Source organism: Lysinibacillus sp. FSL K6-0057 (genome assembly GCF_038630885.1).
Classification (GTDB): Bacteria; Bacillota; Bacilli; order Bacillales_A; family Planococcaceae; genus Lysinibacillus; species Lysinibacillus fusiformis_F.
In genome coordinates this window covers 4,750,780-4,767,619 of record NZ_CP152047.1, presented here as the reverse complement: position 1 = coordinate 4,767,619, position 16,840 = coordinate 4,750,780, and the positions used below count along the sequence as shown (strand labels likewise).

At 38.3% G+C, this 16,840-nt stretch carries 18 protein-coding genes and 1 pseudogene; 13 read left to right on the top strand and 6 right to left on the bottom strand.

Going from position 1 to position 16,840, the window contains the following annotated elements:
- Window positions 1–21 precede the first annotated feature (21 nt).
- Both MHB40_RS23855 and MHB40_RS23850 read left to right on the top strand, forming a co-directional pair.
- A complete protein-coding gene (locus MHB40_RS23855) occupies window positions 22–549 on the top strand; it encodes a cupin domain-containing protein (protein WP_342441947.1) in 528 nt (175 codons plus the stop codon).
- Window positions 550–1,236: 687 nt separating this feature from the next.
- Window positions 1,237–1,656 (top strand): Rrf2 family transcriptional regulator, encoded by a 420-nt coding sequence (locus MHB40_RS23850; RefSeq protein WP_342441946.1) that lies wholly within the window; start codon window positions 1,237–1,239, stop codon window positions 1,654–1,656.
- Between the two features lie 50 nt (window positions 1,657–1,706).
- On the opposite strand, the gene MHB40_RS23845 is transcribed toward MHB40_RS23850, so the two are convergent.
- Window positions 1,707–2,111, bottom strand: a complete 405-nt coding sequence (locus MHB40_RS23845; RefSeq protein WP_048393996.1) for a carboxymuconolactone decarboxylase family protein — start codon at window positions 2,109–2,111, stop codon at window positions 1,707–1,709.
- A 110-nt stretch (window positions 2,112–2,221) separates the two neighbouring features.
- Here MHB40_RS23845 and MHB40_RS23840 point away from each other — a divergent pair, with 110 nt between their 5' ends.
- From MHB40_RS23840 to MHB40_RS23815, 6 genes and pseudogenes are all read left to right on the top strand, one after another.
- Window positions 2,222–2,641 carry an Lrp/AsnC family transcriptional regulator gene (locus MHB40_RS23840; protein WP_342441945.1) on the top strand — a complete coding sequence of 140 codons (420 nt, stop codon included), beginning with the start codon at window positions 2,222–2,224 and terminating at the stop codon, window positions 2,639–2,641.
- Window positions 2,642–2,656: 15 nt separating this feature from the next.
- Window positions 2,657–2,992, top strand: a complete 336-nt coding sequence (locus tag MHB40_RS23835) for a GNAT family N-acetyltransferase (RefSeq protein WP_342441944.1) — start codon at window positions 2,657–2,659, stop codon at window positions 2,990–2,992.
- A 21-nt stretch (window positions 2,993–3,013) separates the two neighbouring features.
- Window positions 3,014–3,181: a hypothetical protein gene (locus MHB40_RS23830; RefSeq protein ID WP_342441943.1), complete on the top strand. Its 168-nt coding sequence runs from the start codon at window positions 3,014–3,016 to the stop codon at window positions 3,179–3,181.
- A gap of 87 nt (window positions 3,182–3,268) precedes the next feature.
- A pseudogene (locus MHB40_RS23825) lies at window positions 3,269–3,534 on the top strand (hypothetical protein).
- 137 nt (window positions 3,535–3,671) lie between these two features.
- A complete protein-coding gene (locus MHB40_RS23820; protein ID WP_205446069.1) occupies window positions 3,672–4,265 on the top strand; it encodes an NADPH-dependent FMN reductase in 594 nt (197 codons plus the stop codon).
- Window positions 4,266–4,339: 74 nt separating this feature from the next.
- The gene (locus MHB40_RS23815; RefSeq protein WP_342441942.1) at window positions 4,340–5,278 is read left to right on the top strand and encodes a ring-cleaving dioxygenase; all 939 of its coding nucleotides are present in this window, start codon (window positions 4,340–4,342) and stop codon (window positions 5,276–5,278) included.
- A gap of 141 nt (window positions 5,279–5,419) precedes the next feature.
- Here the strand turns inward: MHB40_RS23815 and MHB40_RS23810 are convergent, their stop codons facing one another.
- The 3 genes from MHB40_RS23810 to MHB40_RS23800 are packed head-to-tail and all read right to left on the bottom strand — an operon-like array spanning window position 5,420 to window position 8,643.
- Window positions 5,420–6,361: an alpha/beta hydrolase gene (locus tag MHB40_RS23810; RefSeq protein WP_342441941.1), complete on the bottom strand. Its 942-nt coding sequence runs from the start codon at window positions 6,359–6,361 to the stop codon at window positions 5,420–5,422.
- A 29-nt stretch (window positions 6,362–6,390) separates the two neighbouring features.
- On the bottom strand, window positions 6,391–7,464 hold the full coding sequence (locus tag MHB40_RS23805) for an LLM class flavin-dependent oxidoreductase (RefSeq protein ID WP_342441940.1): 1,074 nt from the start codon (window positions 7,462–7,464) through the stop codon (window positions 6,391–6,393).
- Between the two features lie 3 nt (window positions 7,465–7,467).
- Window positions 7,468–8,643: an MFS transporter gene (locus MHB40_RS23800; protein ID WP_342443787.1), complete on the bottom strand. Its 1,176-nt coding sequence runs from the start codon at window positions 8,641–8,643 to the stop codon at window positions 7,468–7,470.
- A gap of 293 nt (window positions 8,644–8,936) precedes the next feature.
- Here MHB40_RS23800 and MHB40_RS23795 point away from each other — a divergent pair, with 293 nt between their 5' ends.
- Entirely contained in the window at window positions 8,937–9,518 is a 582-nt protein-coding gene (locus MHB40_RS23795; RefSeq protein WP_342441939.1) for a TetR/AcrR family transcriptional regulator, read from the top strand.
- A 275-nt stretch (window positions 9,519–9,793) separates the two neighbouring features.
- The gene (locus MHB40_RS23790; protein WP_342441938.1) at window positions 9,794–11,191 is read left to right on the top strand and encodes an amino acid permease; all 1,398 of its coding nucleotides are present in this window, start codon (window positions 9,794–9,796) and stop codon (window positions 11,189–11,191) included.
- Window positions 11,192–11,280: 89 nt separating this feature from the next.
- Here MHB40_RS23790 and MHB40_RS23785 read toward each other — a convergent pair whose 3' ends face one another.
- A complete protein-coding gene (locus tag MHB40_RS23785) occupies window positions 11,281–11,670 on the bottom strand; it encodes a RidA family protein (RefSeq protein ID WP_342441937.1) in 390 nt (129 codons plus the stop codon).
- Window positions 11,671–12,092: 422 nt separating this feature from the next.
- Here MHB40_RS23785 and MHB40_RS23780 point away from each other — a divergent pair, with 422 nt between their 5' ends.
- The gene (locus MHB40_RS23780; RefSeq protein ID WP_342441936.1) at window positions 12,093–13,145 is read left to right on the top strand and encodes an AI-2E family transporter; all 1,053 of its coding nucleotides are present in this window, start codon (window positions 12,093–12,095) and stop codon (window positions 13,143–13,145) included.
- A 330-nt stretch (window positions 13,146–13,475) separates the two neighbouring features.
- Here MHB40_RS23780 and MHB40_RS23775 read toward each other — a convergent pair whose 3' ends face one another.
- Window positions 13,476–14,699, bottom strand: coding sequence for an IS110 family transposase (locus MHB40_RS23775; protein ID WP_342440652.1), 1,224 nt, complete (start codon window positions 14,697–14,699; stop codon window positions 13,476–13,478).
- 265 nt (window positions 14,700–14,964) lie between these two features.
- Between MHB40_RS23775 and MHB40_RS23770 the strand changes: the two genes are divergently transcribed.
- Both MHB40_RS23770 and MHB40_RS23765 read left to right on the top strand, forming a co-directional pair.
- The gene (locus tag MHB40_RS23770) at window positions 14,965–15,498 is read left to right on the top strand and encodes a GNAT family protein (RefSeq protein ID WP_342441935.1); all 534 of its coding nucleotides are present in this window, start codon (window positions 14,965–14,967) and stop codon (window positions 15,496–15,498) included.
- Window positions 15,499–15,738: 240 nt separating this feature from the next.
- Window positions 15,739–16,770 (top strand): S66 peptidase family protein, encoded by a 1,032-nt coding sequence (locus MHB40_RS23765; RefSeq protein ID WP_342441934.1) that lies wholly within the window; start codon window positions 15,739–15,741, stop codon window positions 16,768–16,770.
- The last annotated feature ends 70 nt before the right edge of the window (window positions 16,771–16,840 follow it).

Sequence of the window (16,840 nt, the reverse complement as noted above, 5' to 3'; positions counted from 1 at the left end):
TGCATGAGAGGATTGAGATAAATGTATCACCCTTATTACGGTAATTATCAATCGTATAATTACGGTTATCAACCTGTTTATTGGGCCTATCCAAATCAGGTAGAACGAACGCCAAGAAGTAATATCCAGAATGATTTTGGACCAGGTCCATTCGTTGTCGACATTGAAGAGGCTACAAAGCGCAATAAAAATTATCGTACAGCACTGTGGACAGGGTCAAACCTACAAGTAACGGTGATGAGTCTCAATGTTGGGGAAGATATTGGCTTAGAAGTACACCCTCACGTCGACCAATTCATTTGTATTGAGGAGGGGCATGGATTAACTCAAATGGGGCCAACTAAAGATTATTTAAACTATCAGAGACATGTCACAGAAGATACGGCTATCATGGTGCCTGCTGGAACATGGCATAATGTTACGAACACAGGGGATAAACCACTAAAGCTTTATACGATTTATGCGCCACCAAACCATCCATTTGGGACTGTTCATGTGACAAAGGCTGACGCTATGGCTGAAGAAACGGGCTATGGACAGCATGAATAATAGATCCTAAAAGAAAGCATGTTTTCATACAAAAACATGCTTTTTTAGTGTTGAAAAACAAAACCATCCATAGAATTTGTGTGAAAGGTGAAAATGGTTTCCGTTGCAGGCTGCTTGCTTTCCTGTGGGCGAGCGCCGAGCCGCTTCCTCCGCTCCCGCTCCGTTTAGTGGCTCGTCTGTCTCGCTATCCCACAGGAGTCAAGTAGCCCTCCACTCCAACCTACAAAATGTTAACTTTTTAGCAAAGGTTTTTAAATAAAGTGAAGGTCTTCACTACCCATTTTATGGAGGGCTTTTGACCCTCATCACTTCTTCGCAATGAAATTAAGAGTCTATCCTTTCTTTAATCATACAAATAATGGGCTAATTTGATTACTACGGCTAGCTAGTATGAAAGATAAGGAAAAGCCACTTTTGCAGAATGGTTGATTGGAGTGGAGCCAGCGTCACAGAGGAGCCCTGGAGCGAACGGAAGTGAGTGAAGCGGCTCATCGGACGCTCCCTGGAAAGGACGCTGGCGGAACGGAAATCAACCCCTCACCTTGCAAAGTTGCTTTTTCTGCCGTTGACATCATCTTTTTTCAACAACATGAAAGCGTGTTTTCATACAAAACATGCTTTTTTCTTTAATTATGGTAGAATGTGTTTTAATTGCAGATAGTAAAGGTCCTGAATGAAGGGTGATGAATGATGAAGTATTCAAAAGCAACAAACTATGCTTTACATACAATGGTGTTTTTAACACGCAATCCTAAAGGGAAATCAATGAGTGTCGAGTCTTTAGCAGAAGTACAAAAATTATCTCCAACCTATCTATCGAAAATATTAACAAAGCTTGTGAAGGCAGGTTTAATTGAGTCGAATCCAGGTGTTAATGGTGGTTACCGTATTTCTAAGCGCCCCCAAGAAATTTCGTTTTTAGAGGTGATATATGCGATTGAAGGACAAACCTCATTATTTAGTTGTTCTTCTGATCACGAAGATTCCTTCCATCATCAAGGCTGTCTCATTGAGCAAGTGATGGTAGATGCTGAGAATAATATGAAAGAAGAGTTGAGTAAGAAATTTATTATAGATATAGCTAATAAAATCGATTTAAAAGGATAGCATATTGAATTGAGTGAATCGGAACTAGGGGTTTCTCCCCTAGCTCCTTATTATTTTAATTGCATAAGAGCACCAAAATATTGCTGTGCTGTCGTGAAGCAAATAAATGCTAGTAGCTCGCTAATCTCGGCTTCTGTTAAATAATCCTTTAAGACAGCCGTGACATTGGGGGCGGTGTGCCCCTTAGCAGCTAAGAATGCTTCCGCAAAACCTGTGCATACTGCCGTTTTCTCATCATAGTTCTGGGGATCAGGCTTGCCTTTTGCCTGACAATACTGACAGCCATTTTTTTGAGCTAAAGTTTTTCGAACCTCTTCTTTTAATGAAGCGGATAGATGCCCGTCTTTTTCGAGTACCTCCCCCAACTGCTGCCAGTGCAGCTGAATTCCCTTGTTGTAGCCTAATAATTGTTGAAAGGGTGTTAAGCCCTTGTCATATAATTGAATAAGCGTCATCAATCATTCCTCCTTCTATTAATTAGTGTAAAATGTTCATAACGAAGTTAACATATCAATTCGAAGGGAAATATGATTGTTTTCCTTCAAAAAGAAGGGGTATTTACAAAATGGATTTCATTAACGAAATGATACTTAAAGAATTAAAAGAAGATAGTCGAATTTCTATGAGCGAGCTAGGGAGAAGGGTTCACTTATCTGCACCAGCAGTTCGCGAAAGAATACGGCAATTAGAGGAACAGAACGTTATTAAGAGGTATACATTGGATATTAATAAAAAAGCATTGGGTTATCCAATTGACGCTATTGTTGAAGCGACAATCAAAAATAACCGCTATGCAGACTTTAAAGAACATCTGAAGGTTTATACAAATATAGACTTCTGCTATCGCATTTCAGGTGAGTCATGTTTTTTATTAAAGGGGCATTTTCAATCTTTTCCTGATGTAGAGCAGTTTATTGATGCATTACAGCCATATGCGCATACAAAAACTAACTTTATTTTTTCAGATATATGTGAGGACAAATAAAGGAAGGAAATAGTTATGGAAATCAAATTATTTAAAGAAGAAATTGATGATTTAGTTCATTTGTTAACGCAAAATAAATGGTTGTATCACACCAATCCATACATAAAAGAAGAGGCTGTTCGAGCCGCATACGTAGAGGGATACTATCAGAACAATCGTGAAACACATTGGATACTTGAAGATGGAGAAAAAGTTGGCGTGATCTTTATTCATGATATAAACGATACGATCCCTCTTTTTGATCTGCGCTTAGATGCAAATGTTCGAGGCAAAGGATACGGTGTCAAAGCACTTCATTGGCTACAAGAATACCTGTTTGGCGAAAGAGGGAAGATTCGCATTGAAGGCTAGACAAGAGTTGATAATATCGGAATGCGAAAATGCTTTAGTAAAGCTGGCTTTGTGAAGGAAGGGTATTTAAGAAATGCTTGGGAAAATGAAGATGGTACCGTGACAGATAGTATTGTCTATGGTGCCATTAAAGATGATTGGGTAGTAGGGAAATCAACGCCAATAAAAATGGATGAAGTCCCATTTTAAAGTGTTTGAGAGGAATTTTAGCATGGAAAAGACGTATTAACTGCTTTAAGAAAATCATGGTCCATTCAATCGAGTTCTAAATGATGTGTGGACAACCCTGCAAAAGGACAATGTAGCGTCACTTCATTAGTTGTACAGGATATTCTTGGCGGAGAAAATTAGAAAGACATTTCTCGAGGAGGGCTGGCACTTTTCTAATGTCATGAATGGAGAAAGAAAGGATTTCTCCATATCGAATCGACTACCAAGACATTGAATCAAATAGAGTAGAGGCTTTTCAAGATACCAATGATAGTCAATATCGTTATTTAACATCACATGTTTATAAGCTTTTAGGGAAGGCAGAGAATTAATTTTCTCTGCCTTTTTAAATTTAAAAACAAAGTTGTTGACGTTTATAAAAATATCGTGTTATCATTATCTCGAATTCAAGATATATAAATTCAAGATAAATGAATTCGAACCTTTAGCTTCGTCAGGAGGTATAATAATGGGGTTTTTTAATAAATTTTTTAGCTCAAAAAAAGAGGAGGAACAAACAATGGCAGAATTAAATATCGGTATTATTATTGGATCAACTCGTGAGGGTCGTGTAAGCCCCCAAGTAGCACAATGGGTAAAGGAAATCGCAGATCAACGCGGTGACGCAAACTATACAGTGATTGATATTGCTGATTATAAATTGCCATTATTAGGTGAGCCAGGGCAGGATGCTTCGGGCGCACAAGCTTGGTCAGAAATTATTGCTAAACAAGATGGTTTTGTGTTCATCGTACAAGAATACAATCACTCCATTACAGGGGCATTAAAAAATGCACTAGACTATTTACGTGTTGAATGGAATAACAAAGCTGCAGGAATCGTTTCTTATGGCTCTGTAGGTGGTGCTCGTGCAGCGGAACATCTACGTGGGATTATGGGAGAGCTTTTAATCGCAGACGTACGTGTTCACCCAGCCTTATCTTTATTCACAGATTTTGAGAATGGAACAGACTTTAAACCAAAAGATGTTCAAACGGATTCAGTGAATCAAATGTTAGATCAATTAATCCCATGGTCTAAGGCGTTATATACAATTCGCTAAGATTTACAGATTGAGGTAGATATTAATTGGGCACAGTATAGGTGAGAAAAATAGTCATGAAAGGGCTTGTTAACATGAAGAAACATACAGCAGGTATTCACCATATCACAGCGATCGTAGGACATCCGCAAGAGAATATTGATTTTTATGCAGGCGTATTAGGCTTACGTTTAGTAAAGCAAACAGTAAACTTCGATGATCCTGGCACATATCATTTATATTTCGGTGACAAAGGTGGGAAACCAGGAACAATCATTACCTTCTTCCCTTGGGCTAATGCTTATCAAGGACGTATTGGTGATGGTCAGGTTGGCGTTACAACGTATGTTGTACCAGAAGGGGCACTGCCATTTTGGGTTAATCGCTTAGCGAAATTCTCGGTTCCTTTCCAAAAAGCTGAACGTTTTGGTGAGCAAGTCATTCAATTCGATGATCCACATGGTTTGCATATTGAACTCGTGGCACGTGCGGAAGGCGAGTTCAACGAATGGACATTTGGTGAAGTGACACCAGAGGTTGCTATTAAAGGTTTTGGTGGGGCTACACTATACTCAAGTCATCCAGAAGAAACTGCAAAAGTTTTAACAGAGGTAATGGGTCTTGAAAAAGTAGCGACAGAAGGTGACTATACGCGTTTTACATCTAGTGCAGAAATCGGCAATACAGTGGATTTAAAAACGACTGCAGGTCAACGTGGTCAAATGGGTGTAGGGACGGTTCACCATATTGCGTGGAGAGCTCAAGATAATACAGATCATTTAGAATGGCAAGAGTATGTGATGAATCAAGGACAACATGTAACGGAAGTAAAGGATCGTCATTATTTTAATGCAATTTATTTCCGTGAACCTGGCGAAATTTTATTTGAAATCGCTACAGATCCTCCTGGATTTGCTCATGACGAGACACCAGAGACAATGGGTAGCCAATTAATGTTGCCACCTCAGTACGAGCAGCATCGTGAACAACTAGAAAGAACATTAATCCCGATTAAAGTACGTGAGCTTGAATAAGCAGGCTTGCGGGATCAAACTAAGCTAAAGTTGGCGGGATTTTGAGATAGAAAGTCCACAATAGATATACAATTAATGCGAAAATGTTGATAGCTAACATTTTCGCATTTTTTATCTTTTTATTAGAAGCCGAAGTGCTAATCAAAAATTGAGTGCGCGTGCCATGGCATCTAAATAATTCTGAATAGCCTGCTGACTTACTTTTGCTTCAGGCACAAAGACCTCAAAACAATGGTAACTGCCAGGGTAGAGGTGGAATTCAACATCGACTCCTGCCTGTGCAAGGCGTGTTACATAATCAATGGTTTCATCACGAAATAAATCAAGCTGGCCGATACATATATAGGTTGGCGGTAATCCTGCTAAGTTTTCAGCTCTTGCAGGGACCGCATACGGGGAAAGGGCATTGATGTCCTTTTCTTCTCCTAAGTACCAACGCCAAGCAGTCAAATTATTTGTTCTACTCCATGTTGCATGATCATCAATAATCTCATAGCTGGAAGGTGTTATATTTCGGTTATCAAGCATCGGATACAGTGGCATCTGGAATATAATTGCTGGTCCTCCTTTATCACGAGCCATTAATGCAAGTGCTGCTGTTAATCCTCCACCACCGCTTGCACCAGCAATTGCCACCCGTTTGACATCGATACCAAGTGATTGGTCCTTATTAGTCATCCAAACTAATCCAGCATAACAATCTTCAATAGCCGCTGGGTAGGGATGTTCAGGCGCTAGTCGGTAATCGATGGATACGACAACGCAGTTAGCTGTCTCAACAAAGCGTTCACATAAAACATCATCCATATCAGGGTGTCCCATGACAAAGCCGCCTCCGTGAATCCAAAGCATAGCTGGAAGTTTATCCTGTTTCCGTTTAGCTGGCTCATAGATTTTAACCAGCATTTCATTCCCGTCACCTCTAGGAATCATACGGTTGGTCGTAATTACATGTTCTGATTTTTTCGAAGGTGGATTGGACAAGAGACTTCGACTCCAAGTTAAATCCTCCTCCAATCGAAAGCCAGGAAATTCTGAGTAAGCCTGCCTTAATTCTGGTAAGACTCGGTTAATAATGGTCATATAAATTCCTCCTGTTGAATAATAAAATCTTAAAGAAATGGCTTTCCTTCTAGAGCCATTTCAGCTTCCCATTTGGCGACTTCCTCACGTACACGAGGAGCAACTTCTGTTCCAAGTAGTTCTATAGCTTGCATGACTTGAGCATGTGGCATGGTACTTAAAGGCACGTATAGCATAAACCGTGTAATTCCTACATGTTTACGAAGATGAATAATTTTTTCAGCAACTGTATTTGGATCACCAACATATAATGCTCCTTCAAAGCTTCTTGCAGCATCATAACTAGAACGGTCATAATAAGGCCAGCCTCTTTCCTTGCCTAATTTATTCATACCAGCCATTGTTGATGGGAAAAATGTGTCTGCTGCCCATTCCGTATTCGGTCCAACAAAACCTATTGAATGAGAACCTATCTGAAGTTTTGATAAATCATGACCTGCATGAAGCGCTGCCTTTTTATATAACTGTACAATCGGTGCAAATTGCATTGGGCTGCCACCAATAATTGCTAGCATAAGGGGTAATCCTAAAAGGCCAGCACGCATAGCAGATTGTTGATTTCCTCCACTAGCCACCCAGATTGGGAGAGACTCTTGAACCGGTCTAGGATACACACCTAAATGTTTGATTGCTGGTCGATGTCTACCTTCCCAAACTACTTTCTCAGACTGACGAATTTTGAGTAGTAAGTCTAAATGTTCCTCAAATAATTCATCATAATCCTGTAAATCGTAGCCAAATAAGGGAAAGGATTCGATAAAGGAACCACGACCTGCCATGATCTCTGCACGTCCATTTGATAGTCCATCCAATGTGGCAAAATCCTGAAAGACACGTACAGGATCAGCCGAAGAAAGGACAGTTACTGCACTTGTGAGTCGAATGTTTTTCGTTTGGGAAGCAGCGGCAGATAGTACCATTGCGGGAGAGGATGCAGCATAATCTTCGCGATGATGCTCGCCTATGCCAAAGACATCCAATCCTACTTGATCTGCAAGAATGATTTCTTCTACAACTTCACGTAAACGCTGTGCATGACTAATTACTTCACCACTGTGAACGTCTGGTTTTGTTTCTACGAAAGAAGTAATTCCTATTTCCATTTGTTATCTCTCCGAATCAATTGAATTTGTAAATCGTTTTGTAGTTGCCCAAAAAAGAAGAGCAATTGTACTAATCGAGGCGCCAAGTAAGCAAACTCCTCCCCAACCAAAATGCGCATACATTTGAGTTGAAGCGATTGAACCACTAGCACTGCCAATAGAATAGAACACCATATAGCCTGCGGTCAGTCGACTTCGTGCTTCTGTACGCAATGGGAGAATCATTGTCTGATTGGTGACATGTATCGCCTGCACTGCTAAGTCAAGCAACACAATCCCAATAATTAATGCCAAGAACGACTTTTCTAAATAATTAATAAATATCCAGGAGATAGGTAAAAGCGTTAAAGCAATACCTGTCGTTCGTTGACCATAGCCTTGGTCAGCAAATTTCCCCGCCTGTGCGGCAGCTAATGCACCAGCCACTCCAACAAGACCAAAAGCGCCAATTACAGTGTGTGATAGAGCTAATGGTGGTGCACTAAGTGGCAGAACCAGTGGCGTCCATAAAATACTGAAATCGGCAAAAATCAGCATAGCTAGAATAGAGCGGATACGTAATGTTCGTTCTTGAATAAACAGCGTGAACACGGATTGAATTAGCTGAAGATAGGATAGTGATTTTACTTCACGCTCGTCCCGTGGTAACACTTTTATAAACATCCCAACCATTAGAAGCATCAGAGCGGCGGAGACTAGATAGACAGAGCGCCACCCTGCAAGGTCTGTTACTAACCCAGCAAAGGTACGAGCAAGTAGTATGCCAATGACAATGCCACTTGTAACAATGCCTACGACACGACCTCGTTCTGTAGAGGAAGCTATAGTTGCAGCGAACGCCACAAGGGTTTGAGTCACGACTGCAAGTAGACCAACTAAGGCCATACCCACGAATAGCACTACAACATAGGAGGCAGTAGCGACTATAAACAAAGCCACGGTGGATAATAGCATTTGTCCAATAATTAAGCGTCGTTGGTTTAGTAAATCTCCAAGTGGTACTAGAAGTAGTAAGCCTAGACCATAAAAAATTTGCGTGATAGTAATAATCAAACCAATAATCGATTGATCAATAGCAAAATCATTAGATAATTCATCTAGCAGCGGCTGAGCAAAATAAATATTGGCGACAGACATTCCGCAGGCTGTAGCGAATAATAATGTTACAGCTCGGGGCATAGAAGACGGTTGATTTATATGAAGTGCATCATTTGCTTTGTCCACACTGTAACCTCCATTCCTAATTGAATTGTAATTATAACATACCGTTCGGTATAAAATAATTATTGGTAAATATATCTTAACTATATTTGTTTTGTCAATATTTATTTGGAATTTATTTTTTGTTTAATTCGATTGATGAAATGAAATTGACAATAAAAAGAGCCACATATAAAATAATTACATACTGTTTGGTATTGTAAAATATAGTGATTAACTTACTATTTCTTTCTAATGGGGGTGTATCAATAATGGCAAGAACTCGTGAATTTGATGAGGCAAAAGTGTTAGAGGCAGCAATGCAGTTATTTTGGGAGAAGGGATATGAAGCAACTTCTTTAAGTGATCTTACAGCTAGAATGGGGATTCAGCGTCCTAGTATTTATTCAACCTTTGGTGATAAAAAGGAGCTATTTGAAGCGGCACTTCGTAGATATACCACATCACGGGCGTCCGAAATACGGGCTAAACTTCAAAGTTATACCTCCGTAAAACAGGCGTTTTCTATATTTTTTGAAGAAGTAATTACTGCTGAATATACGAAAGATCTTAGTAATGGCTGCTTTTGTATCAATACAATGGTTGAATTAGCGCCACATGACGAGAAGTTCGAAATCTTGACGAGAGAGCATCAACTCTATCTATCAGTAATTTTTCAGGAGACAATTGAACGAGGAATTCAATCAGGAGAGTTAGAGGAAGACACGGATGCAAAATCTTTAGCGCAGGCATTAATTGTTGCGTTAATAGGTTTAACAGTTATGCTGAAATCCCAGCCACAACGTTCATTTGTTGATAATGCCATTGCAACGACGCTGACATTGCTTAAATGAATGGATAAAACTATTAAAAGTATAAAATTAAGTAGTTTCTGTAACCCTTTATAATAATATTTTAAAGGGTTTTTTGCGATTCATTTTCATGAGGAAAGAAAAAATTTAATAAAACAGATTGATTTATGATGGCACACAAATTATTCTAATAAAAATGAATTATTATAATAATCTAATCATTGACTATATTTAGAAAATTATATAATATACTAATTATTATTAAAAATGTATAAAAATGATAGAAACTATCTTTTAGTGAAAGTGGAGTGGTTATTATGGCGAATTTTCTACGAACAAAGTCAATCGAGCAGGCCAATAAGATAACTGAAGTAGAACGCTTTAAACTTAAGCGAGAACTGGGATCATGGCAGTTAATGCTATATGTTTTAGGGGCTACAATAGGGGCAGGGATATTTGTATTGCCTGGAACGACTGCTGCTTTACATGCGGGTCCAGGGGTAATTGTTTCTTTCCTCATTGGTGGACTAGTGACAATTGCTGTTGGACTAGCTTATGTTGAATTTGCAGCAATGGCCCCCGTCGCCGGAAGCGCTTACACCTATTCTTATATTGCATTAGGTGAAATTATTGCATGGATGATCGGATGGGATTTATTATTGGAATTTACCGTAATTGCTAGTACAGTGGCTGTTGGCTGGAGCGGTTATGTAGATTCATTTTTACAATCGATCGGTATCCATTTACCAGCAGTTCTAACAAAAGATATTGCACATGGCGGAATAGTCAATCTACCAGCAGTCATTGGGTGGTTGATCGTAGCTTGGATTGCGTTAAGCGGTATTAAAAATGTTGGTCGTTCAAATACATTATTTACAATTGCGAAGGTTGGAGCGATTATCTTGTTCCTTGCTATAGGAACTTTCCATGTGAATCCTGTAAACTGGACGCCATTTACACCATTTGGTTGGTCGGGTGTCATGGCAGGAGCAGCATTAGTATTCTTTGCCTTTACAGGTTTTGATGGGGTGACAACAGTACTTGAAGAGGTGAAAAATCCACAAAAGACAATACCAAAAGCATTAATTGGGGGACTAAGTGTTTTAACACTTATTTATGCTCTTGTAGCAGCAATTTTGACAGGGATTGTACCATTCCCTGATTTAGATGTTCCAAACCCAACTGTGTTTGCCTTACAATCTGTTGGAATTCAGTGGGGAGGTGCAATTATTGCTGTAGCAGTTATCTTTGGGTTACTTGCAACAATGATTGCTAATACAACGAGTGCTACACGTGTTCTGTTTGCGATGAGCCGTGATGGACTTCTCCCTGAGCGAATTGCACAAACTAATAAAAAGACTGGCGTACCTGTATTATCAATTGTCATTGTTGTATTGACAGGTATTTTATTATCAGGATTTTTATCTATCGGTGAATTAGCGGAATTTGCTAACATTGGGGGTCTAACAGCATTTGCTTTAACGACAGTTAGTGTAATTGTTCTTCGTTACACACGACCAGAACAACCACGTGCGTTTAAAGTTCCAGCAATCTGGCTTGTAGGAATCGTTGGGGTTGGGGGTTCATTAGCGCTAATCTTTAGTCTTCCACTATTTACAATTCTACGCTTTTTCATTTGGCTGTTCATAGGTTTAGTTGTTTACTTATTGTATGGCTATAAACATGCTAAAATAAGCTCTACTGATAAAGAGTAATAATAAAATGCGACCCCTTTAGAGCCATCTAAAGGGGTGTTTTCTATAAACAATTCACATATTTCTATAACATTCAACATAATATGAGCTTATAATTCCTTACAAGCCCATGCATCAATCTCAACCTTTAAAGCAGGCGTAGCGAGTGCAACGACATACATTAATGTTGTGCATGGAAGATGTTCCCCGAAAAAGTCACTGATCATTTCCTTTCGTTGATTAGCATCCATATCTCCCACTAAATAAAATACGAGCTTTGTGATATCTTGAACCTCCATATCGGCACTATCTAGATTTTTTTTAATATTTTCTAGTGCCACCTTCAACTGAGCTGTTGCATCTTCAGGTATAGTTCCATCTGGCATCATGCCGATTTGTCCAGATAATGTTAACCATCGCTGTGGGTCAGTCACTTCAATTTGATGAACATAAGGAGCAACGGGTGGATGAATGTTCTGAGGGTTTCTCGCAATTTTCATAGAATCAGTCCTTGTCTCTGTTTAATTTATATCTCTAATCAAAATAGCATAATGTAACAGTTGATAAAAGTTCTATACAAATACCATTATAAAAGAACATACAAATTGGATATGCGGGTTTAAAGGGTTATAATAGATTTATAGAATTTAGGCTAATACGCTGGTAAAGCTTTCACAAAGGATAAAAGTATCGACTTTTTAATTTGACAAGACATACAATTCACTTCACCCCCGCCTAAGGTTTTATACAGACACTTCTAAAAGAAACATAAATTTCGTCTTATTTTGAAGGTAGATGGCTATACTCATTAAATGAGAGGGAAATTTTTACATAAGAATGATGCGTATTGTTATAAATCAATTTTATAGTGTAGCCCTAGGTAGCAGAGGCAGCGAGGCCGTTTTGTAGAAGGAGTGAATAAATGAATAATTTCTTTCGGAGTAATGGATTTAAGCGTTTTATTATTCTAGTTGGGATTGCTCTTGCATTATATTTAATGCGTAGTATGATCAATCTAATTTTACTTACGTTTATTATTACTTATTTGATGAACCAGCTTACTACGAAGACTACGAAAAGCATAAGAAAATATACGCCGATGAATGAAAAAGCTGTGACGGTAACGTTATACCTTTTACTTGTTGCGGGTATTGTAGCAGTCATTTACAAATATTTACCGATTGTGACCCAGCAAATCACGCAGCTTTTCGACCTCATTGCAAGCTTTAATCTCGATCCAGATGACAATGAGATTGCGAGATACTTAGCACCAACTTTTGAGAAAATAGAGCTGGGGAAATATTTAGAGCAAGGTGTGGATTTAACTCTTAAAAATATTACGAATATTGGTAAAATCATTATGCAAATTTTGATTTCTCTAATATTAAGTTTATTCATCTTGTTAGAAAAGAATCGTATTATTGAATTTACAGCCAAGTTTAAGGATAGTAAAATTGGTGCGCTTTACGATGAACTTCATTATTTCTCAAGAATATTCATCCGCTCATTTGGAAAAGTAATTGAGGCACAATTTATTATTGCTGCAGTCAACTGTGTGTTATCAGTAATTGCCCTTTCTATTATGGGCTTCCCACATCTGATTGCCCTTGGGATTATGCTCTTTATTTTAGGCTTAGTTCCAGTCGCAGGAGTTATCATTTCGTTAATACCATTAAGTATTATCGCCTATAGCATTGGTGGCTTGATGTACATCGTCTACATTTTAGTCATTGTCATGGTATTGCATGCTATTGAAGCTTACTTCTTAAATCCAAAGCTTATGTCCGCAAAAACAGATTTACCGATTTTCTATACGTTTATGGTCATTCTCTTCTCTGAGCATTTCCTGGGTGTATGGGGACTAATCATAGGTATTCCACTATTTATGTTCCTGCTTGATATTCTAGGTGTAACTTCCTCGGAAGACCCTGTGAAGAAATCGGTGAAGGTACCCACTGAAAAACAAATAGAATAGTTCTAACAAAGAGGCTGGGACAGAACTCGATTATTTTGAAAAATAACGAAAACAGATAATAACTTTTTCGCTTCAATGAGTAGAGTGCTCCTTCCTAAATCAAAAAAATGTTAGACCCAAATGCAATCGGTCTAACATTTTTTCTTTTTGTCCCAGCCTCTATTTCTTACGATTAGTCAACTTTATTTAATGAATAATTTATATTTTTATGAGTGTGAAGTGGTGAGGGATATCCCTCATCACTTCACACTCATTTTTAGATACGCCAAAAAGACCTGACGATTTTTATTTTTTTCGAAAGGTCATTATGATATAGTTCTATGTAGGTGATTACGATTTCTGAGCTGGTAGTGCGGACTCATAATCGTAAAGAATGCCACGCGTCAGTAACTGAAATGTCACTTTCAGAAACTTATTGATGCAGGCGATGATCGCAACCTTATGAGGCTTCCTCTGAGGTTGCTTTTTTAATTTGTAGTAATAGTCCACAAAATGATTCGGTTTTCCTTTAGCCATAAGCATTGCGCACACCATAAAATATAAAATCTTTCGTAAATGTTTGTTTCCTCGTTTATTAATTCTGTCTCGATATTGCATATTCCCAGACTGGTACCGCATAATATCAATGCCTGCGTAAGCGTTCAGTTGTTTCGCATTTTGAAAGCGGTGGATGTCACCAATCTCTCCAATTAATCGGCACGCCGTTGAATCGCCAATTCCAGGAATCGATCGAAATACTAGATATTCTTTTCGTCCTTCCGACAATTCCACCATCTGTTTCACAAGCGTATCTTTCTTCTCTTGTAAATCCGCAATGCGAGCTGCGTAATCTCGTGCTTGATCACAACGAATATCTGTTGGTTTAATCGCGGGGTAACTATTTTCAGCTGCTTCTAATAATGTAATAGCTTTAGCCTCCGCACGCATTAGCGAGAGGTTTTTTCGCGTATTGGCCTTTAAACGATTTTTAATCATCGTTTTTGAATGGGCTTGTAAAAGTGCGGGGTGTGGATAGAGTTGTACAATATTTAAAAATAGTGCTGAACTCGGTGTAATCAGCTTTTCTAATTCTGGAAAACTCAGCTGTAAAATGGCATGCATTCTACTTTTGAGTAAAATGATTTCTTCATCAATTTCATCGTAGTAACGAGTCAGTGCACGCATCTGTTCATAATAATCGTCTTGTATGTACGTTATTTCGCGTTCCATTTTAAAATGAGTCTTCGCAAGTTCATGGGCATCACTAATATCGGTTTTATGACGACGCATCGTTGCCATCTGTAAATTCGCTTCAAGTGGATTCATGCGGCAGTATGCGTAGCCGTAATCTTTGAAAAATGCTTCGATAGGTTTTGAATAGGTACCTGTTGCTTCAAATACGATAGCTGGTGCTTGTCCATCTTGTTTTGACATCTCTACTATTCGTTCGTGTAATCGCTCAAAATCACCGCGTGTATGAAGTAGCACACCTTCGAATTCACATTGGCGGTGACCATCATAAATCGCAACAGTACTTTTTCCTTTACTGACATCTAACGCAATGACATGTTTCATCTCATTCTTCTCCTTTTGACCAATCATAGAAGCCTTCACAGTACCTTATCGATTCCACTTTCTTATACACGATCTCTTGGACCCAACATACTAAACTGATTCATATAAGGGCATGAAGTTAGCCGGTTTAATATACGGACTCACAAATGGTCCCAGAGGCTGGTCGGCTTTTCTTCACTTCTACTATAAAAAAATAGTAGCACAAACCATGGCCTTGGTTTGTACTACTAATGTTAGTATGTTTAATGCACAAGAGGTGTTTAGAATGATAAAAGGTCAACAGGTTTATTTAAGAGAAATTCGTGAGGATGATAGCGATAGTATTGTAAGATGCTTTCAAAATGAAGAAATCATGTATATGACCGGAACACGGAACATTTTAACAAAGGAACAAATCAAAGAGGCTATTATACGCTTTAAAGGAGATTCTTCTCGCTATGATTTTGCTATTTGCTTAGTCGATAATGATCAGGTGATTGGCGATTTGGCGATTATGGAAGTGGATTTAGATAATAAAAAGGCGATGTTCCGTATAGCTTTACATGGTATAGAGGATTGTGGTAAAGGTTTTGGGTCAGAAGCAGTTAGACTTGCTCAAAGATTTACATTTGAGGAGCTAAATTTGAACCGCTTAGAATTACAGGTCTACTCACATAATAGTAGAGGAATTAAATCCTATGAAAAGGTCGGGTTTAAAAAAGAAGGTGTTTTGAGACAGGCTCTGTTTATGAACAATACTTTTTCTGATGAAATCATTATGAGTATGTTGCGTGATGAGTATATGAAACTACAAAATTAGAAATTTAACCAGCACAGATTTTTGTGTTGGTTTTTTTTCTTAACGCAAGTATAATTGGTAAAAATTACTTATTACTTTATTTTTGTGTGAAGGACAGAAATAGTCTCGAAATTTTTCACTGCTGTATCATTAGTTAAAATGCATTCTAAATCTGATATAGCAAAACGAATAAAGAGACCTAGAATCGGTTTGCTGTTGTAGAAACAGTCACTTTTTTGCAGAGTAAAGGAGAGATGGTAAATGAAAATACAATATCCTACTTTAAAAATGCCTCTAACGATTGGCGTGACAGCACCATCTAGTGGAGTTGAACAGCATCTTCATCTATTAATAACAGAGGCTGAAAAACAATTAATACAAAGAGGAATGAAAGTTATTATTGGAAATACTACCTGGACGCAGTTTAAAGGTAGAAGTACAACAAAAGAAAAGCGCGTCTCTGAACTGATGGACTATTTATTGGATGAGAGTATAGATGTCGTTATGCCACCATGGGGGGGCAGTTTTCTAATGGAGATATTACCTCTAATCGATTGGGACGAATTAAAAAAAGCAGGTCCCAAATGGATATTAGGCTATTCAGATATTAGTACTTTATCTTTTGTATACACAACCAAGACAGGATACGCATCTGCACATGGAGTGAATTTTACTGAATTATCAGCACCTCAATGGGATGAACTTTCTTCTAAATGGATAGATGTGATTTCATGTAAGGTTGGTCATTCAATAACTCAAAGCTCTTCTAACTATTTTCAATCGAGCTGGGAGCAAGTTTATAAAAATCCAGCTACAGGATTCTATTTCGACAATGCAACCGAATGGAAAGTTCTAAACCAAGAGTTTAGTAATCGTATGACAGGTAGGTTGATAGGTGGCTGTTTAAATACATTGCAAATTCTTATAGGTACACCCTTCGATTACGTCCAATCCTTTATTAACGAATATTGTTCTGAAGAGGGAACAATATGGTATTTAGAAAGTGTTGGTATGGATGCAGCAAAAATTTACCGAGCTTTGTGGCAATTAAAGTATAATGGTTGGTTCAATAAATGTAATGGTGTCCTAATCGGGAGAGCAGGACTATATGAAAATCTAGGGGACTTTACATTAGCGGATGCACTACAAGATATCTTTGATGATATGAAAATACCAGTTTTCTATGAAGTAGATATTGGACACGTACCCCCACAATTAATTCTAGTGAATGGAGCAGTTGGTGAAGTAGTTATTGAAGAAGGAAGAGGCACACTAAAAATGCAATTTTGCTAGGCAACCTTCAAATTAAAGATGTACTTTATGTAGCATACAAGTTTAGATACTGCTGACGATAGTGGTAGTT

What these genes read in the sequence shown, in the direction of transcription:
- MHB40_RS23855 (WP_342441947.1), top strand. Translation starts at nt 22, where the DNA reads ATGTATCACCCTTATTACGGTAATTATCAATCGTATAATTACGGTTAT.
- MHB40_RS23850 (WP_342441946.1), top strand. Translation starts at nt 1,237, where the DNA reads ATGATGAAGTATTCAAAAGCAACAAACTATGCTTTACATACAATGGTG.
- MHB40_RS23845 (WP_048393996.1), bottom strand. Translation starts at nt 2,111, where the DNA reads ATGACGCTTATTCAATTATATGACAAGGGCTTAACACCCTTTCAACAA.
- MHB40_RS23840 (WP_342441945.1), top strand. Translation starts at nt 2,222, where the DNA reads ATGGATTTCATTAACGAAATGATACTTAAAGAATTAAAAGAAGATAGT.
- MHB40_RS23835 (WP_342441944.1), top strand. Translation starts at nt 2,657, where the DNA reads ATGGAAATCAAATTATTTAAAGAAGAAATTGATGATTTAGTTCATTTG.
- MHB40_RS23830 (WP_342441943.1), top strand. Translation starts at nt 3,014, where the DNA reads ATGCGAAAATGCTTTAGTAAAGCTGGCTTTGTGAAGGAAGGGTATTTA.
- MHB40_RS23820 (WP_205446069.1), top strand. Translation starts at nt 3,672, where the DNA reads ATGGGGTTTTTTAATAAATTTTTTAGCTCAAAAAAAGAGGAGGAACAA.
- MHB40_RS23815 (WP_342441942.1), top strand. Translation starts at nt 4,340, where the DNA reads ATGAAGAAACATACAGCAGGTATTCACCATATCACAGCGATCGTAGGA.
- MHB40_RS23810 (WP_342441941.1), bottom strand. Translation starts at nt 6,361, where the DNA reads ATGACCATTATTAACCGAGTCTTACCAGAATTAAGGCAGGCTTACTCA.
- MHB40_RS23805 (WP_342441940.1), bottom strand. Translation starts at nt 7,464, where the DNA reads ATGGAAATAGGAATTACTTCTTTCGTAGAAACAAAACCAGACGTTCAC.
- MHB40_RS23800 (WP_342443787.1), bottom strand. Translation starts at nt 8,643, where the DNA reads ATGCCCCGAGCTGTAACATTATTATTCGCTACAGCCTGCGGAATGTCT.
- MHB40_RS23795 (WP_342441939.1), top strand. Translation starts at nt 8,937, where the DNA reads ATGGCAAGAACTCGTGAATTTGATGAGGCAAAAGTGTTAGAGGCAGCA.
- MHB40_RS23790 (WP_342441938.1), top strand. Translation starts at nt 9,794, where the DNA reads ATGGCGAATTTTCTACGAACAAAGTCAATCGAGCAGGCCAATAAGATA.
- MHB40_RS23785 (WP_342441937.1), bottom strand. Translation starts at nt 11,670, where the DNA reads ATGAAAATTGCGAGAAACCCTCAGAACATTCATCCACCCGTTGCTCCT.
- MHB40_RS23780 (WP_342441936.1), top strand. Translation starts at nt 12,093, where the DNA reads ATGAATAATTTCTTTCGGAGTAATGGATTTAAGCGTTTTATTATTCTA.
- MHB40_RS23775 (WP_342440652.1), bottom strand. Translation starts at nt 14,699, where the DNA reads ATGAAACATGTCATTGCGTTAGATGTCAGTAAAGGAAAAAGTACTGTT.
- MHB40_RS23770 (WP_342441935.1), top strand. Translation starts at nt 14,965, where the DNA reads ATGATAAAAGGTCAACAGGTTTATTTAAGAGAAATTCGTGAGGATGAT.
- MHB40_RS23765 (WP_342441934.1), top strand. Translation starts at nt 15,739, where the DNA reads ATGAAAATACAATATCCTACTTTAAAAATGCCTCTAACGATTGGCGTG.